The sequence below is a fragment of the Mesorhizobium sp. 113-1-2 genome, assembly GCF_016756475.1.
GTDB classification, from domain to species: Bacteria; Pseudomonadota; Alphaproteobacteria; order Rhizobiales; family Rhizobiaceae; genus Mesorhizobium; species Mesorhizobium loti_C.
The window spans coordinates 5,349,274-5,371,444 of the sequence record NZ_AP023242.1; the positions used below are offsets into that span (position 1 = coordinate 5,349,274).

A 22,171-nucleotide genomic window follows, 5' to 3' on the forward strand; every position below is an offset into this window, starting at 1 on the left:
CCCTAAAACCGGTTCAAATGCAATTGGTTGCATCAACCCCTATGCCGAAAGTTTGTTTCCGCACCACGACAGGGCGTCATCTTTCGACCAAACTCAAAGACGAGCGCCCCTCGCTCCCGTCGGGATCGATCGACGGAGAGGATTCGGGCTTTTTCGTGATGCCGGCAGGAGCTTACGCTATATTTCGCCGGCGTCGCGATCATGTTTGGAAACAGGCGGTAACCGTTGGCGCGAAAGCATCAGCCCGCGGCGGTTATGCGGACCACGAACAGCGTCGTATCCCGAGCCGGCTCAACCCGCAGGACGGAAGCATCCGGCCCGAGCAGGAGCGTGTCGAGCGGCCCGAGGCGAATTGACTGAGCCTCGGGAAAAACAGCCTCGCCCTTGTGACAAAGGACGAGGGTCGAACCGGCTGGGGTCGCGATGTCCACTGGCCGCGAAATCGCCGTGCGCTCGACCGAATGCAGCATGCGGCCACGGCGCGTCATGACGTTGAGATCGGTGATCGGGCCGGCGATCAGCGCGGCACTGGTCGGCAGGTCGGCTGGAAAGGTAAAAGGCTGGGAAACCGGCGTCAGCCGGGCCGCAGGTTGGCCGGCGACATCAAGTACGATCCCCTCGCCTTCCAGCACCGACAGCGTGCGGTCGATGCCGGCAAAGCTGGAAAAGGGCCCGCTGCCTTCGACGCGCGCCATCGAGATGCGCCAGTCAAACGCGTCGAGGCCGGCGCCGTCGGGCGAGACGGCGATCTCGGTCGTCGTGCCGCCGCCGTTCTTCCACGGCATGACGCGGTAGTCGGCGGCACGAAGGATGCGCATGATGTCAGCCGAGAATGCCGGGCAAATTGAGCTGGTGCTCCTTGGCGCACTCGATGGCGATGTCGTAGCCGGCATCGGCATGGCGCATGACGCCAGTCGCCGGGTCGTTCCACAGCACCCGCTCAAGGCGCCTTGCGGCGTCCTGCGTACCGTCGGCGACGATGACCATGCCTGCATGCTGGGAAAAGCCCATGCCGACGCCGCCGCCATGATGCAGCGACACCCAGGTGGCGCCCGACGCGGTGTTGAGCAAAGCATTGAGAAGCGGCCAGTCGGAGACGGCGTCCGAGCCGTCCTTCATTGCTTCGGTCTCGCGGTTCGGCGAGGCGACCGAGCCGGAATCGAGGTGATCGCGGCCGATGACGACCGGCGCCTTGAGTTCGCCCTTGGCCACCATCTCGTTGAAGGCGAGACCCAGCCGATGGCGATCGCCAAGACCAACCCAGCAGATGCGCGCCGGCAGGCCCTGGAAGGCAATGCGCTCGCGCGCCATGTCGAGCCAGTTGTGCAGATGGGTGTTGCCGGGGGTGAGTTCGCGCACCTTGGCGTCGGTCTTGTAGATGTCTTCCGGATCGCCGGAGAGCGCGGCCCAGCGGAACGGACCGATGCCGCGGCAGAACAGCGGGCGGATATAGGCCGGCACGAAGCCCGGGAAAGCGAAAGCGTTCTCGAACCCTTCGTCCTTGGCCACCTGGCGGATGTTGTTGCCATAGTCGAGCGTCGGCACGCCGGCGTTCCAGAATGCCACCATCGCCTCGACATGCTCGCGCATCGACGCGCGGGCGGCTTTCTCAACCGCCTTCGGGTCGCTGACGCGCTTCTCGCGCCACTCGGCCATGGTCCAGCCCTTGGGCAGATAGCCGTTGATGGGGTCGTGGGCCGAGGTCTGGTCGGTGACCATATCGGGGCGGATGCCGCGCCTGAACATTTCCGGCACGATCTCGGCGGCATTGCCGAGCAGGCCGACCGATTTCGCCTCGCCGGCCTTGGTCCAGCGCTCGATCATCTCCATCGCTTCGTCGAGCGTCTCGGCCTTTTCGTCGACATAGCGGGTGCGCAGGCGGAAATCGATCGAGTCCGGATTGCATTCGATGGCGAGGCAGCAGGCGCCGGCCATGACGGCGGCCAGCGGCTGGGCGCCGCCCATGCCGCCGAGGCCGCCGGTCAGGATCCATTTGCCCTTGAGGTTGCCGCCATAATGCTGGCGGCCGGCTTCGACGAAGGTCTCGTAGGTGCCCTGCACGATGCCTTGCGTGCCGATATAGATCCACGAGCCGGCCGTCATCTGGCCGTACATCATCAGACCCTTTCTATCGAGCTCGTTGAATTTGTCCCAGGTCGCCCAATGCGGCACCAGATTGGAGTTGGCGATCAGCACACGCGGCGCATCGGCATGGGTGCGGAACACACCGACCGGCTTGCCGGACTGCACCAAAAGCGTCTCGTCCTCGCCAAGCGTCTTCAGCGAGGCGACGATGCTGTCGAAATCGTTCCAGGTGCGCGCGGCGCGGCCAATGCCGCCGTAGACGACCAATTCGTTGGGGTTTTCGGCAACCTCGGGGTCGAGATTGTTCATCAGCATGCGCAGCGGTGCTTCGGTCGTCCAATAGCGGGCGTTGAGCTTGTCGCCGCGGGGCGCACGGACTTCACGGATGTTGTGGCGAGGATTGTTCATCATTGTCCCTTTCGGATGGCGGCGCGTCAGCGCCCGGCCCAGTCAATGGCGGTTTGAAGGATTTTGGTCAGTGTGGCGCGCATCGGCACGGCAAACTCGGCGTCATAAGGCACCGGCCAATTGTCCGGCTCGCCCTTGCCCTCGGGCTCGCGCAGATAGCCGCGATCGGCAAGCTCCATCTGCAACGCATGGTAGCCGCCTTGCGGATTGCCGAAGTAACGCGTGATCCAGCCGCCCTTGAACCGGCCGTTGATGACATAGCTTTCACCGCTTTCGGCCATGATCTGGCCGACCAGTGCCTGCAGCGTCGGGTCGGCGGTCTGGCCGTCATTGGTGCCGAGATTGAACACTGGCAGCGTGCCATAGAACAGACGCGGCAGCACCGAACGGATCGAGTGGCAATCGTAGATGACGATTTTTTCGTGCAGGCCGCGCAGCCTGACGGCCTGGGCCGCCAGCATTTCATGGTAGGGCACGAAATAGGCTATGCGGCGCTGGTCGATCTCCGACGGCGTCGGCTCTTCGCCGGGCAGATAAAGCGGATCGCCATCGAAAGTCTCGGTCGGGCAAAGCGTCGTCGTTGTCTGCCCCGGATAGAGCGAAGCGCCGGAGGGATCGCGGTTGACGTCGATGACGGTGCGCGAGATCGACGTATGCACGACAGTTGCGCCAAGGCCGGCGGCAAAATCGTAGAGATTGTCGATCCACCAGTCGCAATCGCGGCGGCCGAGCCAGGGCGAAACCAGCCGGTTGTCGATTCCGGCGAGATCGATACCGGTATGCGGGATCGACACCAGCAGAGGTGCCGTGCCTTCCGTCACTGTCAGCCAGTCGGTCATGTCAGGCTCCCGAGATCGAAGGCAGAGTCACCGCGCCGGCCGCCTTGATCGTAGCACCGCTGCGGACCATGGCGATTGCCTTCTCCATGTCGGGGTGGAAATGGCGGTCATTGTCGAGATGCGGCACTTCGGCCCGCACCAGCTTGCGTACCGCTTCCAGCGCGTTGCTCGACGCCAGCGGCTGGTGGAAATCGCAGCCTTGCGCGGCGGCCAGCAATTCGATGCCGATCACGGCGGTTGCATTCTCGACCATGCCGATCAACCGGCGGGCACCGTGCGCGGCCATCGAGACGTGGTCTTCCTGATTGGCCGAGGTCGGGATCGAATCGACGCTGGCCGGATAGGCCTTCTGCTTGTTTTCCGAAACGAGTGCCGCCGCCGTCACCTGCGGGATCATGAAGCCGGAGTTGAGGCCAGGCTTGGGCGTCAGGAAGGCCGGCATGCCCGACAGCGCCGGGTCGACCAGCATGGCGATGCGGCGTTCCGACAGCGAACCGATCTCGCAGACGGCAAGCGCGATCATGTCGGCGGCGAAGGCCACCGGCTCGGCGTGGAAATTGCCGCCGGAGAGCGCGGTATCATCCTCGGCGAAGATCAGCGGATTGTCGGTGACGCCATTGGCCTCGGTGCCCAGCGTGTCGGCCGCTTGGCGCAGCACGGTGAGTACCGCACCCATGACCTGTGGCTGGCAACGCAGGCAATAGGGATCCTGTACGCGCTCGTCGCCGACACGGTGCGATTCCCTGATAGCGCTGCCGGCCATCAGATTGCGCAGCGCATCCGCCGTCTCGATCTGGCCACGGTGCTTTCTCAAGAGATGAATACGCGGATCGAAGGGGGCGTCGGAACCCTTTGCCGCGTCGGTCGATAGGGCGCCGGCGACCAGCGCCGACTGGTAGAGCACTTCGGCCTCGAACAAAGCAGCCAGCGCATAGGCGGTGGAAAACTGCGTGCCGTTGAGCAGGGCCAGACCTTCCTTGGCGCCAAGCGTCACCGGCTCCAGGCCATGCGAGACAAAGGCGACCTTAGCCGGGAAGCGGCCATGCGGGGTAAAGCATTCGCCGACGCCGATCATCACAGCCGTCATATGCGACAGCGGCGCGAGATCGCCGGAAGCGCCGACCGAGCCTTGCGCCGGCACCACCGGGATGACGTCGTTGGCGAGCATTGCTTCCAGCAACTCGATGGTTTCGGGGCGCACACCGGACGCCCCCTGCGCCAGGCTGGCAAGCTTCAGCGCCATCATCAGCCGGGCGACAGCGACGGGCATCGGCTCGCCGACGCCGGCGGCATGCGACAGGACGATGTTGCGCTGCAAGGTCTCGAGATCGCTTGCCGGGATGCGGACGCTGGCCAGTTTGCCGAAACCGGTGTTGATGCCGTAGACCGGCTCACCCTTGGCAACGATCCTGGCAACGGCCTCGGCGCTCGCCTTGATCTTTGGACGGCAGGCATCATCCAGCTTCGGCACGGCGCCACGATAGATGGCGCGCCAGTCGGCCAGCGTCGCACTGCCGGGCTTCAAGGTCAGTTCGGTCATTGTCCTCTCCAGATGCGGGCATGGAGCGGGTTGAAGCCCATGCGGTAGACGAGTTCGGCGGGACGCTCGATGTCCCATATCGCCAGATCGGCGGATTTGCCGGCTTCCAGTGTGCCGGCCTTGTCGAGAAGGCCAAGCGCACGCGCAGCCTCGCGGGTGACGCCGGCCAGGCATTCATCAACGGTCAAGCCAAAGAGCGTCGCGGCCATATTCATGGTGAGCAGCAGCGAGGTTAGCGGCGAGGTGCCGGGATTGCTGTCCGTCGCCACCGCCATCTTCACGCCATGGCGGCGGAACAGGTCGACAGGCGGCTTCTTCGTTTCGCGGATGAAGTAATAGGCGCCGGGCAGGATGGTCGCCACCGTGCCGGCCTTGGCCATAGCGGCAGCTCCCGCCTCATCCGTATATTCGAGATGGTCGGCGGACAACGCATCATAGCTGGCGGCAAGCGCGGCACCGTGCAGGTTGGACAGCTGGTCGGCGTGAAGCTTGACCGGCAGGCCTAAGGCCTTGGCGGCATCGAAAACGCGCGCCATCTGCTCCGGCGAGAACGCTATGCCTTCGCAAAAACCATCGACGGCATCGGCCAGTCCTTCGGCGGCAACCGCCGGAACAATCTGGCTGGCGACCAGATCGATAAAAGCATCCTTGTCCCCCTTGGCCTCGGGCGGCAGGGCGTGGGCAGCCAGACAGGTCGTGCGGACCGTCACCGCCCGTTCACCGCCCAGCCGGCGGGCGGCGCGCAGCGACTTCTTCTCATTGTCGAGATCGAGCCCATAGCCCGACTTGACCTCGACTGAGGTGACACCCTCGGCCATCAGCGCATCGAGGCGCGGCAGCGTCTGGGCAACGAGTTCATCCTCGCTGGCAGCGCGCAGTGACTTGACGGAGGAAACAATACCGCCGCCGGCGCGGGCGACTTCTTCATAGGTGGCGCCGGCCAGCCGCATCTCGAACTCGTTGGCGCGGTTGCCGGCATAGACCAGATGGGTGTGGCAGTCGATCAGGCCCGGCGTGATCCAGCGGCCCTCGCAATCAATGGTCTCGGCGCCCTGCCCTGCCGAAGCCGGCATCAAAGCCTCCGCGCCAGCATATACAATGACACCGTCGCGCGCGGCGATCGCGCCTTTCTCGACAATGCCGAGGCCAGCCACGCCGTCGGCCATGGTCGCCAGGCGCGCATTGTGCCAGACACGAAGGCCGCTCTTCTTGTTTGCTCCACCCATCATCTTTTCCATTTGAAAGGATGGCGATTATGTATATACATATTGAAACGCGACGCAAGTGGTATCGTCGTTCAGGCATGCAGATTCGGAGATGGACGTGACGGCGATCTTTGCGGAACAGGCGCTGCTACCCGAGGGCTGGCAAGGCAATGTCAGGATCGCGCTCGATGGAGGCCACATCGCTTCCGTCGAAGCGGGTGCGGTTCCGCGGGCCGGCGACGAGCGCCACGCCATTCTCGTGCCTGGCATGCCCAATCTGCACAGCCACGCCTTCCAGCGCGGCATGGCCGGCCTTGCCGAGCTTCGCGGGCCTTCCGCCGACAGTTTCTGGAGCTGGCGCGAGGTGATGTACCGCTTCGCACTGTCGATGACGCCCGATCAGGTCGAGGCGGTTGCCGCACAGCTCTATGTCGAGATGCTGGAGGCCGGTTTCTCGCGCGTCGGCGAATTTCACTATTTGCACCACGACCGCGATGGAAAACCTTACGCCAACCTTGCCGAGATGGCCGAGCGCATCGCAGCTGCGGCCGGCGAAACCGGTATCGGTCTGACACTGCTGCCGGTGTTTTATGCGCACGCCTCCTTCGGTGGCGCAGCTCCCAACGATGGCCAAAGGCGATTCATCAACGATGTGAATCGGTTCTCCCGGCTTGTTGAGAAGAGCCGCGAATCGGTTCGCGCGTTGAATCAAGCTGTCGTCGGTGTAGCGCCACACAGCCTGCGCGCCGCGACGCCGGAGGAACTCGCTCAAGTTGCTGCTCTGACACCGAATGGGCCGATCCATATCCATGTCGCCGAGCAGGTAAAGGAAGTCGAGGACTGCCTTGCCTGGTCCGGCGCGCGGCCGGTCGAATTTCTGCTGGCCAATGCCGAGGTCGACCAGCGCTGGTGCCTGATCCATGCCACCCATATGACCGACGCCGAAACCATCGGCATGGCCAAGAGCGGTGCCATTGCCGGCCTTTGCCCGATCACCGAAGCCAATCTCGGTGACGGCACATTTGCCGCTCCGCTATTCACCGAGCATGGCGGCCGCTTCGGTATCGGCTCCGATTCCAACGTGCTGATCGGCCTGCCCGACGAATTGCGCCAACTCGAATATTCGCAGCGCCTCGCCCACCGCGCCCGCAATGTGCTGGCGGTGGCCGGCGGCTCGACCGGGCGAGCGCTGTTCGATGCCGCGCTTGACGGTGGCGGCGTGGCGCTTGGCGCCGGCGCTTCGCAGATCGCCGTCGGGAGAGCCGCCGATCTTGTCTCGCTCGACGCCAAGACCCCCTCGCTGGCCGGCAAGGCCGGCGACGCGATCCTCGACGCCTGGATCTTCGCCAATGGCAGCAAGGTCGACTGCGTCTGGGTGCATGGCAAGAAGCAGGTCAGCGGCGGCAGGCATGCGAAGCGCGAGGCCATTGCCGAACGATTCCGCAAAGTCATGACCGCGCTGTCGCAGAACTGAAGCCGATGAGCCTGATCGAGACAGATGACATTGACGGCGGCGAGACGGTCTCGCTGCATCAGCGCATCCTGTCCGACATCCGCGAAAAAATCCTGTCCGGCGCGTGGGCGCCCGGACATCGCATTCCGTTCGAGCACGAACTGACGACCGAGTATAATTGCTCGCGCATGACGGTGAACAAGGCGCTGTCGCAACTGGCTAAGGCCGGGCTGATCGAACGCCGCCGTCGCTCCGGCAGCTTTGTCCGCCGGCCGCAGTCGCAGGCGGCGGTGCTGGAACTTCACGACATCAGGATCGAGGTCGAGGCGCTTGGCCTGCTTTATCGCTACGAGCGGCTGGAGCGCCGGAAGCGGCGCTGCAACGCGGAGGACAGAGTGCTGCTTGGGTCGTCCGCCGCCGGGTCGGTGCTATGGGTCGAAGGCTTGCATTTCGCCGGCGAACGGCCATTCGCACTCGAGCAGCGCCTGATCAATCTTTCCGCGGTTCCAGAAGCCGGGGACGAAGAGTTCAGGGAGATCGCCGCCGGGCCCTGGCTTATCGGCCGCGTGCCGTGGAGCGAGGCCGAGCACCGTATCCGCGCCATGGCCGCCGACGAGACTGTTGCCGACGCGCTTGACATCGACCCGGGCGCGCCCTGCCTTGTGGTCGAGCGCCGCACCTGGAGTGCCGAGCACCCGGTCACGCATGTGCGGTTTATCTATCCCGCGGAAAGCCACACGCTGGTGGCGAGGTTCACGCCGTCGCAGGGGTAGCGCCTCTTACCCTCCCCCTTGTGGGGAGGGTCGCTGCGAAGCAGCGAGGTGGGGGCGGCGCCAACCCCCACCCTGACCTGCGGTCCGACCTCCCCACAAGGGGGAGGTAGAAGGCCGTGCCTCAAATCGCCGCCGTGACGATAATCTCGACCAGATATTCCGGACCAGCCAACTTGGCTTCGCCGGTAGCCCGGGCGGGGGTGTGGCCCTGCGGCACCCACTTGTCCCATTCCGAATTCATCTCGGCGAAGGTGCCCATGTCGGCCAGCCAGATGATCGCCTGAACGATCTTGGTCTTGTCGGTGCCGGCCTTGGCCAGCAATTCGTCGATGGCCGCCAGAATATCGCGGGTCTGCGAGGCGACGTTGCCGCCGGGCTCGCCGACTTGGCCGGCCAGATAGACGGTGTTGCCGTGGATGACGATCTGGCTCATGCGCGGGCCAACATCGATGCGACGAATGCTCATGGGAGGTTCCTTCCTGTTATGGGTGGCGCCTGTTTAGAGTTGCGGTTCGCATCGGGCAAGGCCGCCGGGGCCAAATCCCCTTGGACCAGCGAGTGGCGAGATTCACGGCAAGTTGAGCTGCCGGTCGTAATTCCGCCCGATTGGCTTGTTGACTAATGTAATAACATCACATATCCAATCGGCCCCTGCCCGCAGCCGAAATCGGCTGCCCGACGGAACGACATGACCCAGACCTGCCTGACATTCCGTGACCTGACGCTGGGCTATAACAGCCACCCGGCGATCCACCATCTTGACGGCACGATCCGCAAGGGGTCGCTGACGGCCGTGGTCGGCGCCAACGGCTCCGGCAAATCGACGCTGATGAAGGGCATTGTCGGCGTTTTGAAGCCGATGGCCGGCGAGGTTGTTCGCGCACCAGGCGTGCGCGCCGCCTACCTGCCGCAGCAATCGGAACTCGACCGCTCCTTTCCCGCACGCGTCGTCGACCTGGTCTCGCTCGGCCTCTGGCCGAAGCGCGGCATGCTCGGCCGCTACACCGCAGAGGATCGCGCGGCGGTCAGCCAGGCGCTGATGGCAGTCGGCCTTGGCGGCTTCGAGAAGCGGCCGATCGACACGCTGTCAGGCGGCCAGCTGCAGCGCACGCTGTTTGCCCGGGTGTTGTTGCAGGACGCCGACCTGATCCTGCTCGACGAGCCGTTCAACGCTGTCGATGCCAAGACGGTCGGCGACCTGATTGCGCTCATCAAGCGCTGGCATGGCGAGGAACGCACCATCATGGTCGTCGTTCATGATCTCGATCTGGTCCGTCAGAATTTTCCGGAGACGCTGCTTCTGGCCCGCCAGCCGATCGCCTGGGGCGAAACGCGCGAGACGCTGAAGCCGGAAAACCTGTTGCGCGCCCGCCGCTTCCACGAAGCCTGGGAGGAGAACGCGCCGTGGTGCGAGCCGGACGGGCACGGTCATGATCATTCCCATAGCCACGATCATCATGGCCACGATCACGACCATCATCACGGCGCCGGGCCGAGGGCTGCCTGATGGACTGGGTCTACGGTCTGTTCATCGCACCCTTTGCCGATTTCGGCTTCATGCAGCGGGCGCTGTTCGGCTCACTGATGCTGTCGCTTGGCGCCTGCCCGATCGGCGTCTTCCTGATGCTGCGGCGCATGAGCCTGTCGGGTGATGCCATGGCGCATGCCATCCTGCCGGGTGCGGCCGCCGGCTTCCTGTTCTATGGGCTGGAAATCCTGCCGATGACCATTGGCGGGCTGATCGCCGGCATCATCGTGGCGCTCGGCGCCGGCGCCGTCTCGCGCTTCACCGTCCAGCGAGAGGACGCCTCGATGGCGGCCTTCTATCTGATTTCACTCGCCATCGGCGTGCTGATGGTGTCGATCCGCGGCTCCAGCGTCGATCTCATGCATGTGCTGTTCGGCACGGTGCTGGCGCTCAACAACGAAGCGCTGACGCTGATCGGCGGCATCGTCGCGGTGACGCTGGTCAGCCTCGCTATCTTCTGGCGGGCGCTGGTCGCCGAATGCCTCGATCCGCTGTTCCTGCGTTCGGTCAGCCGGATGGGCAGTCCGGTGCATTTCATCTTCCTTGGCCTGGTCGTGCTCAACCTCGTCGGCGGTTTCCAGGCGCTCGGCACGCTTCTATCCGTCGGACTGATGATGCTGCCGGCGGCAGCCGCCCGCTTCTGGACGGTGCGCGTCGAGCCGATGTGCGTGCTGGCCGTGCTGATCGGCTTTGCCTCCTGCATCGCCGGGCTGCTTTTGTCCTACCACGCCTCGCTGCCGTCTGGCCCGGCCATCATCCTGTCGGCAGGCGTCGTCTATTTCGCCTCGATCCTGTTCGGCACGCGCGGCATCCTGCGCGCCCGCATTATCCATCACCGTCACAGAACGGCCTGATCCCCCGCCCCTCGAAAGGAGACCCCGCCTATGCTGAGATCCATCCGTGCCGCCCTGGCGATGAGCGTTATAACATTAACAGCCTTTAGCGCATCGTCAGCTTTCGCGGCGCCGCTGAAAGTCGTCGCCAGCTTCACGGTCATTGCCGATTTCGCCAAAAATGTCGGCGGCGACCGTGTCGATATCACCACCATCGTCGGCCCGGATGGCGACGCCCATGTCTATGAGCCGAGCCCGGCCGACGCGGTCGCCATGGCCAAGGCCGATATCGTTCTGGTCAACGGCCTGCATTTCGAAGGCTTTTTGCAGCGGCTGGTCGATGCCAGCGCCACCAAGGCCTCGATCGTCACCTTGACCAAGGGCGTGACACCGATCGACTTCAAGCCTGAATTCGCCGACGCGGACGCGGCCGAAGGTGCCGGCACCGGCGGCGGCAAGACCGTTACCGATCCGCACGCCTTCCAGTCGATCGCCAATGCCAAGATCTATGTGAAGAACATCGCCGAGGCTTTTTGCGCGGCCGATTCCGAGGGCTGCGTCAGCTACCAGACCAATGCCGCCGCCTACACCAAGAAGCTTGATGCGCTGGAAGGCGAAGTGAAGGCGGCGATCCAGTCGATCCCTGAGGCCAAGCGCGTCGTCATCACCTCGCACGACGCCTTCGGCTATTTCGAGCACGAATACGGCCTGACCTTCCTCGCTCCGCAAGGCATTTCGACCGACTCCGAACCGTCGGCCGCTGACGTCGCCAAGCTGGTCGAGCAGGTGAAGCAGGACAAGGCGGCGGCGATCTTCGTGGAAAACATCACCAACCCGCGCTTGATCGAACAGATCGCCAGCGAGACCGGGATCAAGGTGGGCGGCACGCTCTATTCGGATGCGCTGTCGCAGCCCGATGGCCCGGGCTCGACCTATATCGACATGATGCACAACAACATCCGCCAGATCAAAGGCGCGATCCTCGGCAGCTGAGAAGCACCGTGCTCGGAGAGGCGGAGCCAGTCTCCGCCTTTCTGGCCGAGGATTTTCAGCCCGAACTGTGGCGAGCGCTACCCGATCCGTTCCCGGTCTGGGCGGCCTGAGTTGGATTCTCCACTGGATGCGTCTATCTCAGTTGAATGATTTCCGTCGGCGCGGATTGCCGACCACGTCGGGGAGTGGCAAGACTCCCCGCAAATCAGATTGCGAGGATGCTGCCATGGAATACCGCGAAATCAGCGAGGACTATTCGGTCTCTGGCCAGATCCAGCCCGAAGACGTCGCCGCCATCAAGGAAGCCGGCTTCAAGAGCGTTATCTGCAACCGACCGGACGACGAACAGCCCGGCCAGCCTTCGGCCAAAAGCATCGGATCGGCGGTCGAAGCCGCGGGCCTCGCCTTCCGCTACATCCCCGTCATCAGCGGCCAGATCACCGCGGAGAATGTCGAGGACCAGGCCGAGGCGCTGGACGCACTAGAAGGCCCGGTGTTCGCCTATTGCCGCTCGGGCGCGCGCTGCGCGAATCTGTATGGGCTGATCCAGCAGTCGAAGGGCTAAATCGGCAGCGCGCCGGTTTCTTTCAGCGTTTCGAGAACGATCGCCGTCTTCACATGCTGCACGGATTCGTGTGGCAGCAGCACGCCGTTGACGAACTCCGACAGCGACTTCAGATCGGGCGTCACCACTTTCAGGATGTAATCCATTTCGCCGGTCAGCGCATGCGCCTCCTGCACCTCGGGCAGCCGCGCCACCAACTCACCAAAACGCCGGGCATTGTCGCGGTTGTGGGTGGCAAGCGTTACCGAAATGACGTTGACCAGCGAGAAGCCGAGCTTGTCGCGGTCGAGCACCGCCCGATAGCCCTTGATAAAACCGTCTTCCTCGAGCCGCTGGCGGCGGCGCGAGCATTGCGAGGCCGACAGGTTCACCCGCTCCGAGAGATCGCTGTTGGTGAGCCGCGCATCACCCTGCAGGAGCGCCATTATCTTGCGGTCAAACTGATCGATGCGCGTCTCATCCATGGTTTTGTCTCTCATCATGCATGTTTCGCGCATGAGATGACCATTTCAAGCGTTTGAATGCAAGCACCATGCGCCGGCTCCGCGCTATGATGGCGTTAGGTGGCCTTTTCAGGCCGAGCCAGCTTTGGAGGAATACCATGGGTCCCTTCCCGCACGACGCCCCGCCCGCCACGATCAGCAAGGACAACCCTGCCGGCACCGATGGTTTCGAATTCGTCGAATTCGCGCATCCGGAGCCGCAAAAGCTCGCCGAACTGTTCACCCGCATGGGCTATGTGGCGGTGGCGAAGCATCGCACCAAGAACATCACCGTCTGGCGCCAGGGCGACATCAACTATGTCGTCAATGCCGAGCCCGGCTCGCATGCGATGAAGTTTGCCGACAAGCACGGCCCGTGCGCGGCCTCGATGGCCTGGCGGGTGGTCGATGCCAAGCACGCGTTCGACCATGCCGTCTCGAAGGGCGCCACGCCTTACGAAGGCAAGGACAAGGCACTCGACGTGCCGGCGATCGTTGGCATTGGCGGCTCGCTGCTCTATTTCATCGATACCTACGGCAAGAAGGGTTCGGCTTATGATGCCGAGTTCGAGTGGCTTGGCGCGCGCGATCCGCGGCCGCAAGGCGTCGGCTTCTATTTCCTCGACCACCTGACCCACAATGTCTATCGCGGCCAGATGGACAAATGGTGGGATTTCTACCGCAATCTGTTCGGCTTCAAGCAGATCCACTTCTTCGACATTGACGGCAAGATCACCGGCCTGGTCAGCCGCGCCATCACCTCGCCCTGCGGCAAGATCCGCATTCCACTCAACGAATCCAAGGACGAGACCAGCCAGATCGCCGAGTATCTGAAGAAGTACAATGGCGAAGGCATCCAGCACATTGCGGTGGGCACCGACGAAATCTACGCCGCCACCGACAAGCTCGCCGCCAACGGGCTGAAATTCATGCCCGGCCCGCCGGAGACCTATTACGACATGTCGTATGACCGGGTGAACGGCCATGACGAGCCGATCGAGCGGATGAAGAAGCACGGCATCCTGATCGACGGCGAAGGCGTGGTCGACGGCGGCATGACCAAGATCCTGCTGCAGATCTTTTCCAAAACCGTGATCGGCCCGATCTTCTTCGAGTTCATCCAGCGCAAGGGCGACGAAGGCTTTGGCGAAGGCAATTTCCGCGCGCTGTTTGAATCGATCGAGCAGGACCAGATCAAGCGCGGCGTGATCAAGGTTCAGGCGGCAGAGTAAAGTTCAGGTCGGGCGGATTTGCATATGGCCCATCTATGGGCCATATGCAAAATCAGATCTTGAGCCCCAGCCGCTCGACCTCTTTCTCTCGCAACTTCATATCATAATCGAGCAGGAACTCATCGAGTTGCGGCGGCGCGACCGAGGTGCCGGACAGCATTGCGTGCACCTGGCCGCGATGGTGAATGTCGTGCAGGAAGACGTGGGCGAGAATGTCGCCGATCTTTTCGGGGATCATGCCGTCCTCGCGCCGGTCGGTGATGACGCGGCGATCGAGATCGGCCTCCGACAGGCCATTGCAGAAGGCGATCAGCCGCCGGTCGGCCGCGACCTGGGCGGCAAACAGCGCCCGGGGTTCGTCGAAGGGCACGAACTCATCATGGGCCGCGGCACCGACGCCGCCCTCTTCGAGAAAATCGAGATAGAGGTGATCGACCGCGAGGATGTGGTTGAGCGTTGCCTTGATCGACGGGAAGAAGCTGGTGCGTTCGGCTTCGAACTCTCCGGGCTCGAGCGCAAGCACGGCACGATAGAGCCGGTCGTTCGACCAGAGATTGTTGCCGGCCATGCGGCGCAGATGATCGAGCAGGGTCATGAGATCATCCCCCCGACCGCACCAGGTGCAAGCCTGCCGCCATAATCGCGAACCCCGCAAGAACGATCAGCAGCAACCCATTCATGCGCCGACGCATGGCTTGCGTTTCCTCGTCCCGTGCGACTTTCATGTTGGTGATGGTGTGAAACATCATCGCCTTGCGCGGGTAGCCGCTGCGGTTGGTCAGGTCCGGTGAGCGCGCCTCGATGCGATAGCTCAGCCGGGTCGCCAGGATGAAGACTACCAGAATCCCGAGAGCCCATACGCCAGCCAGCAGATAGAACGCCTCCCCCGTCATTCCGTCCCCCTATCTCTCGTATTTCTCGACCTTCTGCTCGATGGCGCCGAAGATCGAATGCCCGGTCTTGTCCTTCATCTCGATGCGCACCGTGTCGCCGAAGCGCAGGAACGGCGTCTTGGGTTCGCCATTCTCGATGGTCTCGATCATGCGCAGTTCGGCAATGCAGGAATAGCCGGCGCCGCCCGCCGAGACCGGCTTGCCCGGGCCGCCATCGAGCTTGTTGGAGACGGTGCCCGAGCCGATGATGGTGCCTGATACCAGCGGCCTTGTCCTGGCGGCATGCACGATCAGCGCCGGAAAGTCGAAGGTCATATCGATACCGGCATTGGCGCGGCCGAAGGGCTTGCCGTTGAGATCGGCAAGCAGCGGCAGGCTAACCTTGCCGCCATCCCAGGCATCGCCCAACTCATCCGGAGTCACCGCAACGGGCGAAAAGGCCGAGGATGGTTTTGATTGGAAGAAGCCGAAACCCTTGGCCAGTTCCGGCCCGGTGAGCGCGCGCAACGTGACGTCGTTGACCAGCATGACCAGCCGGATCGCGGCGCGCGCTTCATCGAGGCTTGCCGCCATCGGCACGTCGTCGACAATCACGGCGACTTCGCCCTCCATGTCGAGGCCGAAGGCTTCATCGGCCATGCGGATCGGATCGCGCGGCGCAATGAAGGAGTCCGAGCCGCCCTGGTAGATCAGCGGGTCGGTCCAGAAGCTCGCCGGCATCTCGACGCCGCGCGCTTTGCGCACCAGTTCGACATGGTTCACATAGGCGGACCCGTCAGCCCATTGATAGGCGCGCGGCAGCGGCGAATGCGCGTCGTGCTCATGAAAGCGCGCGGACGGCACCGCATTGTTTTCCAGCGATTCCGCGATTGTGCCGAGATGCGGCGAGACCCTGCGCCAGTCGTCGAATGCCGCCTGCAGCGTGCGCGCCAAGAACGAGGCATCCGTGTACTGCGTCAAGTCGCGTGAGACGACGACGAGTTTTCCGTCACGCGTCCCGTCCTTCAATGTGGCAAGCTTCATGCGTCCTCCCAATGATTATTCGTAATATTTGCCGGCATAGAGAATTCTGGCCGCGGCTTTCCAGGGATTTTCGTCAGCTAGATGCGCGGGTTTGGTTTCGGCCCAGGCGACGCCCGATTCGAGAAAGGTACTGATCGAACTACTTTGCCACCCATTCCAGCTGGTGTAGGGGCCAGCCGATTGCATCGCCTCCTTACGGTCGGCGTCCTCTCGGTCCTTCCGCAGCGCATCGATGAACTGAACAAAAGACGGCACGTCCTCAACTCGATCGAGGAACAAGGAGAGCTGTGCCGAGGATGTCGCCTCGGATTTGTTCACCTCGTCCCAAAGCTTGTCGTTAGCCATCCTCACTCCCGAAACTCCACAACAAGGCCGTCGCGGGCGATCGTCAAGTCGCCGGCCCATGTTTTCCTGACAGCAGCTAGCCAATCCGCCTCGCCGATCTCGGCATCGTCGGCGGGAATGAGGTGGTTGAGCACCAGTCTCTTCACGCCGGCATCGCTGGCGATGCGCCCGGCTTCCTCGGCAAGGCTGTGGCTGGCGAGCAGATGTTGCCTGAGCCGCGCGCCATTGCCGGTTCTGGCAACCAGTCGTTCGATGCCCTCCTCCAGCATGGCTTCATGGACGAGAAGGTCAGCACCCTTGGCGAAATCGGCAAGCGGTGGAAAGAAGGCTGTATCGGCGGAAAAGACCACGCTTCTGCCGCCATGCTCGAAGCACAGGGCAAAGCAGTCGGTCACCGGCGGATGATCGACGCGCAGTGCCGTCACCTTCAGGCCACCTTGCTCGACCACCTGCTCCTCGCCGAACTCATCGATCGAAACCAGTTCGCGAATGTCAGGCCGGCCCTCGTCGACGATGCGGATTTCGATGTCGAACTCCATCGCCTGGCAGAAGCGCCGCCAGTAGTGGCCGGTGCCGAGGGGACCGAACACGGTGACCGGCGTCGCCAACCCTGCCGTCCAGGCGGTGTGGATCAGCGGTCCGAGCTCCAGCACATGATCGGAATGTAGGTGCGTGATGAAGATCAGGTCGAGCGCCTTCAGGCTGATCCCGGCATCGACCAGACCGCGCGTCACGCCAAGCCCGCAATCGACGACGATGGTTCGCCCTCCGATCTCAAGCAGCGACGAGCTCGGCCACGGTCCGCCCGGCCGCAGCGCCGGGCCACCCTTCGAGCCGAGCAGCACCAGCCGGTCTGGCATCGGCTTTCCGCTCAAGACCAGTCGCCCTCGGGCGTGCCATTGAAGCGCTTCTTCAGGTCTGCCCAGCAGTCGATGTAGTTGTCCTGCCTTGTTTCCAGTTCGGCGCCGTAGCGGGTCAGCATCTGCGGGTAGCGGGTCTCGAACATGAAGGCCATGGTGTTGTCGAGCTTGACCGGTTTCAGATCGGCGCGCGAGGCCTTTTCGAAGCCAGGCGCATCCGGGCCATGGGCCAGCATCAAATTGTGCAGGCTGATGCCGCCGGGCACGAACCCCTCCTCCTTGGCGTCGTACTGGCCGTGGATCAGCCCCATGAATTCGCTCATGATGTTGCGGTGATACCAAGGCGGCCGGAACGTATCTTCGGCCACTAGCCAGCGCGGCGGGAAGATGACGAAATCGATATTGGCGGTGCCTTCCTCGCCGCTTGGCGCGGTCAGCACGGTGAAGATCGACGGATCGGGGTGATCGAACAGGATGGCGCCGACCGGCGAAAACGTCGCCAGGTCATATTTGTAGGGCGCGTAGTTGCCGTGCCAGGCGACAACGTCGAGCGGCGAATGGCCGATCTCGGTGACGTGGAAATTGCCGCACCATTTCACGATCAGCCGGCACGGCGTCTCCTTCTCCTCGAACCAGGCGCAAGGCGTCTTGAAGTCGCGCGGATTGGCCAGGCAATTGGCGCCGATGGGACCCCGGTCGGGCAAGGTCAGCTTGGCGCCGTAATTCTCGCAGACATAGCCGCGCACTTCGGCATCGACGAGTTCGACCTTGAAGACGAGGCCGCGCGGCAACACGGCGATCTCGCCAGGCCGAAGCTCGATGACGCCCATTTCGGTGACCAGACGCAAGGCACCGACCTGCGGGACAACCAGCAACTCGCCATCGGCGTCGAAGAAATGATCGTCGATCATCGATGTGTTGGCGACATAGACATGGGCTGCCATGCCGCTTTGCCCTAGCACGTCGCCAGCCGTGGTGATGCTGCGCATGCCCTGGATGAAATCGGTTGGTTCCTTCGGCATCGGCACCGGGTTCCAGCGATACTGGCCGAGCGCCAGTTCATGGTCGCCGACATTGGGAGCGGTCTTCCAAAGGGGATAAGCCACCGCCTTGAAACGGCCGGTGTGCTTGACGCTGGGCCGGATGCGATAGAGCCAGGAGCGCTCATTGGTGCCACGCGGGGCAGTGAACGGGGAGCCGGAAAGCTGCTCGGCATAGAGGCCGTAGGCTGGCCGCTGCGGCGAGTTGCGCCCCTGCGGCAGCGAGCCGCGCAAGGTCTCGGTCTCGAAATCGTTGCCGAAACCGGGCATGTAGGAAAAGGCCATCCGATCCTCCCTGATCCCCGGCTTCAAGCTTCACAAAGCCAGCCTGCCGGTGATATTGACCAAACTGGTTTCATTTGTAACCATCGAAAATGTAACTATCAACGGCCACGGCGCGCGTCATGGAACCCGACATTCTGGAGCTGGAAAACTTCCTGCCCTACCGCCTCTACCGGCTTGCCGATGCCGTCAGCCGCGAATTCTCGAAGATCTACCGCGATCGCCAAGGCCTGACGCGGCCGGAGTGGCGCACGCTTTCAGGCCTCGGCCAGCGCGGTACGATGACGGCGACCGAGCTCGGAGAGCAGTCAGCCATGCACAAGACCAAAGTGTCGCGCGCGGTGGCCGAACTGGAGCGGCGGCGCTGGCTGACGCGCACGCCGGACGAGAATGATCGCCGTGTGGAGCATCTGACTCTGACCAAGATGGGGCTCGTCGCCTATCGCGAGATGGTGCCACTGGCGAAGGCGTTTGAAACAGAGCTTTTGGCTAGGCTAAGCGCGGGGCAACGAGCAGCAATCGTTAGCGGTGTGGCGGCGCTGGAGGCCCAGTTGGGACAAGTCGGACTTGATGCTAGTCATATCAACCAAAAGGGCTGAAAATCAGGGACGGATGGAAGATGGCTTGGCTTCCGAAGAGATTTCTCCGTGGAGAACCGCCCGCATCCGGTGGCCCCAACAACTTGCACAGACGATCGGTCTATACCAAAGAGCTTGGGGAGCCCGACCGTATCTTCCCGGGTAACGGGCCTGATAGCGTCGAGGTTCTTGCGTTTGGGCGGGACTTCTCGCTCATCGATCCTGCCGGCGACGGCTTTGTCCTCCTAACCAACGGCATGAGCGATCGGCGTATGGCCGTCCGGTCAGACGCAGGTGGAGACTTCAAGCGGCGGGCTGAGTTGATGTGGTACGTTCGCGAGCCTGAACCGAATATCCTCAGCAACATAAGGTGGTTGGCCGAGTATCCCTTCATAGACGATACATGGTTGGGTTTCGGCCACCGCATTGCGATGCCTTGGCCGCCTGTCTCAGGATCGGAATTCAGAACTTTCCTGTTCTTGACGCCCATCATCGCGCCGGACCAGCGAATTGCAGAGAGGCTCACCATCGACAACGACGACGTCGCGATCCTTTGCGTCCATCTGATCTCCGGCATGGAGTTGGAATTCATCAAGACAACGGGATTGGACGCATTCCTCGATATGCTCGACGAGCACGATTATCCCCATGTCTTCAACCCGGGACGGAAGTCCTGCGTTTAGGGGTACATGTCCGCGAGGATCTCAGGCTTTTTCGGCCGATGGCGAAAGAACAACTGGCCTCACCAATCCATCACCACCTTGCCGGAACTGCCGCTGCGCATCGCGTCGAACCCCGTCTGGAAATCGTCGATGCCAATCCGATGCGTGATCAACCCACTCACATCCAGCGGCCCCTGCACCAGAGCGATCATCTTGTACCAGGTCTCGAACATTTCGCGGCCATAGATGCCCTTCAAGTGCAGCATCTTGAAGATGACCTTGTTCCAGTCGATCTCGAAGCCGGTCGGGGCGATGCCGAGAATGGCGATCTTGCCGCCATTGTTCATGGTGTCGATCATGTCGCGGAAGGCGGGTGCGGCACCCGACATTTCGAGGCCGACGTCAAAACCCTCGGTCATGCCAAGCGCCGGCATCACGTCGCGCAGCTTTTCCTTCGAGGCGTCGACGACATGCTGGACGCCCAGCTTCTTGGCCAGCGCCAGCCGCACCGGGTTGATGTCGGTGATGACCACCTTTCGCGCACCCACGCATTGGGCAACGAGCGCGCCCATGATGCCGATCGGCCCGGCGCCGGTGACCAGCACATCCTCGCCGACCAGGTCGAAGGACAATGCCGTATGCACCGCATTGCCCAGGGGATCGAAAATCGCGGCAATTTCGTCCGGCACATCGTCGGGGATCGGCACGACATTGTGCTGCGGGATCGCCAGATATTCGCCGAAGGCGCCGGGACGATTGACGCCGACGCCGAGCGTGTTGCGGCAGAGATGCCCTCGCCCCGCACGGCAGTTGCGGCAATGGCCGCAGACGATGTGGCCCTCGCCCGAGACACGCTGGCCGACCTTGTATTCGGTGACCGCGGCGCCGAAATCGGCGACGGTGCCGACGAACTCATGGCCGGTCACCATCGGCACCGGCACGGTCTTCTGCGCCCACTGGTCCCAATTGTAGATGTGCACGTCGGTGCCGCAGATCGCCGTCTTCCTGACCTTGATCAGCACGTCGTTGGGCCCGATCTCCGGCACCGGCACCTCTTCCATCCAGATGCCCGGCTCGGCCTTGGCCTTCACCAGCGCCTTCATCATGTTCGACATTCTTTTGTCCCTTGAAACTTTTGATCTGGAATCGCTTTTCGGCGCCGGCTGCTCAGGAAATGACGCCCAGCTCCTTGCCGACCGCAGCGAAAGCCTCCACCGCACGGTCGATATCGGCAATGGAATGCGCCGCCGACATCTGGGTGCGGATGCGCGCCTGGCCCTTGGGTACCACCGGGAACGAGAAACCGATGACATAGATGCCGCGCTTCAGCATTCGGGCCGCCATCTCCTGCGCCAGCGTCGCGTCGCCCAACATCACCGGAATGATCGGGTGATCGGCCCCGGCCAGCGTGAAGCCGAGCTTACCCATCTCAGACCTGAACCGCGCCGCATTGGCATAGAGGCGCTCGCGCAAGGCGTCGCCATTGCGGATCAGGTCGAACACCTTGATCGAAGCGCCGGCGATCGCCGGCATCAGCGTGTTGGAGAACAGATACGGCCGCGAGCGCTGGCGCAGCCAGTCGACCACTTGGCTCTTCCCAGAGGTATAGCCGCCGGAAGCGCCGCCGAGCGCCTTGCCGAGCGTGCCGGTGATGATGTCGACCCTGCCCTCGACGCCGCAATGCTCGGCCGAGCCGCGGCCATTTTTGCCGACGAAGCCAACCGCATGGCTGTCGTCGACCATGACCATCGCATCGTATTTGTCGGCAAGGTCGCAGACACCTTTCAGGTTGGCGATGATGCCGTCCATGGAAAACACGCCGTCGGTGGCGATCAGCCGGAAACGGCAATCCCTGGCTTCCTTCAGCCGCGCTTCCAGATCGGCCATGTCGTTGTTGGCGTAGCGGAAGCGCTTGGCCTTCGACAGCCTGACACCGTCGATGATCGAGGCGTGGTTCAGCGCATCCGAGATAATCGCGTCTTCCTCACCGAGCAGCGTCTCGAACAGGCCGCCATTGGCGTCGAAGCAGGAGCCGTAGAGGATGGTATCTTCCAGGCCGAGGAAGGAGGAAATCGTCGCCTCGAGCTGCTTGTGCTCCTCCTGCGTGCCGCAGATGAAACGCACCGAGGCCATGCCGTAGCCGTATCGGTCGAGCGCCTGGGTGGCCGCCTTTCGCAGGTCGGCGCTGTCGGCGAGGCCGAGATAGTTGTTGGCGCAGAAGTTCAGCACTTTCTCGCCACCGACCTCGATCTCGGCCGACTGCATCGAGGAAATCACCCGCTCGGACTTGTAGAGGCCGGCAGTTTTGAGCCCGGCAAGCTCACTGGCGATATGGGAGAGAAATGCTGCGGTCATGATCAGGCCTCGTTTGACGTGGGCAGACTGTCGTCCCGCCCGCGCGAAAAATCCATCGCAAAAGCGACCGGATCGGGTGGCCGGGTAGCATCAGAAGAGACGCCATGGACATCGCCCAAGCAACCACTCGGGAGCGCATGGGATAACGAATGCTCAAATGCAGGCCGGCGACGAAAGGAGGCGATAACCATTTCGCG

The 22,171-nt window shown here is 63.0% G+C and carries 24 protein-coding genes; 9 read left to right on the forward strand and 15 right to left on the reverse strand.

Annotated elements, in window-relative coordinates; translation table 11 throughout:
• Nucleotides 1-239: 239 nt before the first annotated feature.
• Genes JN279_RS26105 through hutI form a run of 5 tightly spaced genes read right to left on the reverse strand, consistent with a single transcriptional unit; the run spans nt 240 to nt 6,098 of the window.
• Nucleotides 240-818 carry a HutD/Ves family protein gene (locus JN279_RS26105; protein WP_202350640.1) on the reverse strand — a complete coding sequence of 193 codons (579 nt, stop codon included), beginning with the start codon at nt 816-818 and terminating at the stop codon, nt 240-242.
• 4 nt (nt 819-822) lie between these two features.
• Nucleotides 823-2,496 carry a urocanate hydratase gene (gene hutU, locus JN279_RS26110; protein ID WP_202350641.1) on the reverse strand — a complete coding sequence of 558 codons (1,674 nt, stop codon included), beginning with the start codon at nt 2,494-2,496 and terminating at the stop codon, nt 823-825.
• 23 nt (nt 2,497-2,519) lie between these two features.
• A complete protein-coding gene (hutG, locus tag JN279_RS26115) occupies nt 2,520-3,332 on the reverse strand; it encodes an N-formylglutamate deformylase (RefSeq protein ID WP_096456863.1) in 813 nt (270 codons plus the stop codon).
• A 1-nt stretch (nt 3,333) separates the two neighbouring features.
• Entirely contained in the window at nt 3,334-4,872 is a 1,539-nt protein-coding gene (hutH, locus tag JN279_RS26120) for a histidine ammonia-lyase (RefSeq protein WP_202350642.1), read from the reverse strand.
• Nucleotides 4,869-6,098 carry an imidazolonepropionase gene (gene hutI / locus JN279_RS26125; RefSeq protein WP_202350643.1) on the reverse strand — a complete coding sequence of 410 codons (1,230 nt, stop codon included), beginning with the start codon at nt 6,096-6,098 and terminating at the stop codon, nt 4,869-4,871. Before hutI ends, hutH begins: the two co-directional genes overlap by 4 nt.
• Nucleotides 6,099-6,195: 97 nt before the next feature.
• Here hutI and JN279_RS26130 point away from each other — a divergent pair, with 97 nt between their 5' ends.
• Both JN279_RS26130 and hutC read left to right on the forward strand, forming a co-directional pair.
• Nucleotides 6,196-7,551: a formimidoylglutamate deiminase gene (locus tag JN279_RS26130; RefSeq protein WP_202350644.1), complete on the forward strand. Its 1,356-nt coding sequence runs from the start codon at nt 6,196-6,198 to the stop codon at nt 7,549-7,551.
• A 5-nt stretch (nt 7,552-7,556) separates the two neighbouring features.
• Nucleotides 7,557-8,303 (forward strand): histidine utilization repressor, encoded by a 747-nt coding sequence (gene hutC, locus JN279_RS26135; protein ID WP_202350645.1) that lies wholly within the window; start codon nt 7,557-7,559, stop codon nt 8,301-8,303.
• Nucleotides 8,304-8,424: 121 nt separating this feature from the next.
• Here hutC and JN279_RS26140 read toward each other — a convergent pair whose 3' ends face one another.
• Nucleotides 8,425-8,769 (reverse strand): RidA family protein, encoded by a 345-nt coding sequence (locus JN279_RS26140; protein ID WP_019857529.1) that lies wholly within the window; start codon nt 8,767-8,769, stop codon nt 8,425-8,427.
• Nucleotides 8,770-8,991: 222 nt separating this feature from the next.
• Between JN279_RS26140 and aztA the strand changes: the two genes are divergently transcribed.
• From aztA to JN279_RS26160, 4 genes are all read left to right on the forward strand, one after another.
• Entirely contained in the window at nt 8,992-9,810 is an 819-nt protein-coding gene (aztA, locus tag JN279_RS26145) for a zinc ABC transporter ATP-binding protein AztA (protein ID WP_202350646.1), read from the forward strand.
• Entirely contained in the window at nt 9,810-10,685 is an 876-nt protein-coding gene (gene aztB / locus JN279_RS26150; RefSeq protein ID WP_202350647.1) for a zinc ABC transporter permease AztB, read from the forward strand. The genes aztA and aztB overlap by 1 nt, the downstream gene beginning before the upstream one ends.
• A 30-nt stretch (nt 10,686-10,715) precedes the next feature.
• The gene (aztC, locus tag JN279_RS26155; RefSeq protein ID WP_096456853.1) at nt 10,716-11,657 is read left to right on the forward strand and encodes a zinc ABC transporter substrate-binding protein AztC; all 942 of its coding nucleotides are present in this window, start codon (nt 10,716-10,718) and stop codon (nt 11,655-11,657) included.
• A 226-nt stretch (nt 11,658-11,883) separates the two neighbouring features.
• The gene (locus tag JN279_RS26160) at nt 11,884-12,222 is read left to right on the forward strand and encodes a TIGR01244 family sulfur transferase (protein ID WP_202350648.1); all 339 of its coding nucleotides are present in this window, start codon (nt 11,884-11,886) and stop codon (nt 12,220-12,222) included.
• Here JN279_RS26160 and JN279_RS26165 read toward each other — a convergent pair.
• Nucleotides 12,219-12,686, reverse strand: a complete 468-nt coding sequence (locus tag JN279_RS26165) for an Lrp/AsnC family transcriptional regulator (RefSeq protein ID WP_202353802.1) — start codon at nt 12,684-12,686, stop codon at nt 12,219-12,221. The two genes, JN279_RS26160 and JN279_RS26165, sit on opposite strands and share 4 nt — an antisense overlap.
• A gap of 137 nt (nt 12,687-12,823) precedes the next feature.
• Between JN279_RS26165 and hppD the strand changes: the two genes are divergently transcribed.
• A complete protein-coding gene (gene hppD, locus JN279_RS26170) occupies nt 12,824-13,936 on the forward strand; it encodes a 4-hydroxyphenylpyruvate dioxygenase (protein ID WP_202350649.1) in 1,113 nt (370 codons plus the stop codon).
• Nucleotides 13,937-13,988: 52 nt separating this feature from the next.
• Here hppD and JN279_RS26175 read toward each other — a convergent pair whose 3' ends face one another.
• Genes JN279_RS26175 through hmgA form a run of 6 tightly spaced genes read right to left on the reverse strand, consistent with a single transcriptional unit; the run spans nt 13,989 to nt 18,382 of the window.
• A complete protein-coding gene (locus tag JN279_RS26175) occupies nt 13,989-14,531 on the reverse strand; it encodes a DinB family protein (protein WP_202350650.1) in 543 nt (180 codons plus the stop codon).
• 4 nt (nt 14,532-14,535) lie between these two features.
• A complete protein-coding gene (locus JN279_RS26180; protein ID WP_202350651.1) occupies nt 14,536-14,829 on the reverse strand; it encodes a hypothetical protein in 294 nt (97 codons plus the stop codon).
• A 9-nt stretch (nt 14,830-14,838) separates the two neighbouring features.
• Nucleotides 14,839-15,852: a fumarylacetoacetate hydrolase family protein gene (locus JN279_RS26185; protein ID WP_202350652.1), complete on the reverse strand. Its 1,014-nt coding sequence runs from the start codon at nt 15,850-15,852 to the stop codon at nt 14,839-14,841.
• Nucleotides 15,853-15,867: 15 nt separating this feature from the next.
• Nucleotides 15,868-16,197: a hypothetical protein gene (locus JN279_RS26190; protein ID WP_202350653.1), complete on the reverse strand. Its 330-nt coding sequence runs from the start codon at nt 16,195-16,197 to the stop codon at nt 15,868-15,870.
• A 2-nt stretch (nt 16,198-16,199) separates the two neighbouring features.
• Nucleotides 16,200-17,057 carry an MBL fold metallo-hydrolase gene (locus JN279_RS26195; protein ID WP_202350654.1) on the reverse strand — a complete coding sequence of 286 codons (858 nt, stop codon included), beginning with the start codon at nt 17,055-17,057 and terminating at the stop codon, nt 16,200-16,202.
• 11 nt (nt 17,058-17,068) lie between these two features.
• On the reverse strand, nt 17,069-18,382 hold the full coding sequence (gene hmgA, locus JN279_RS26200; RefSeq protein ID WP_096456839.1) for a homogentisate 1,2-dioxygenase: 1,314 nt from the start codon (nt 18,380-18,382) through the stop codon (nt 17,069-17,071).
• A 119-nt stretch (nt 18,383-18,501) separates the two neighbouring features.
• Between hmgA and JN279_RS26205 the strand changes: the two genes are divergently transcribed.
• Nucleotides 18,502-18,978 (forward strand): MarR family winged helix-turn-helix transcriptional regulator, encoded by a 477-nt coding sequence (locus JN279_RS26205; RefSeq protein WP_096456837.1) that lies wholly within the window; start codon nt 18,502-18,504, stop codon nt 18,976-18,978.
• A gap of 20 nt (nt 18,979-18,998) precedes the next feature.
• Nucleotides 18,999-19,640 carry a suppressor of fused domain protein gene (locus JN279_RS26210; RefSeq protein WP_096456836.1) on the forward strand — a complete coding sequence of 214 codons (642 nt, stop codon included), beginning with the start codon at nt 18,999-19,001 and terminating at the stop codon, nt 19,638-19,640.
• Between the two features lie 59 nt (nt 19,641-19,699).
• Here the strand turns inward: JN279_RS26210 and tdh are convergent, their stop codons facing one another.
• Both tdh and JN279_RS26220 read right to left on the reverse strand, forming a co-directional pair.
• Nucleotides 19,700-20,734, reverse strand: coding sequence for an L-threonine 3-dehydrogenase (gene tdh, locus JN279_RS26215; RefSeq protein ID WP_096456834.1), 1,035 nt, complete (start codon nt 20,732-20,734; stop codon nt 19,700-19,702).
• Between the two features lie 52 nt (nt 20,735-20,786).
• On the reverse strand, nt 20,787-21,974 hold the full coding sequence (locus JN279_RS26220) for a glycine C-acetyltransferase (protein WP_096456832.1): 1,188 nt from the start codon (nt 21,972-21,974) through the stop codon (nt 20,787-20,789).
• Nucleotides 21,975-22,171 lie beyond the last annotated feature (197 nt).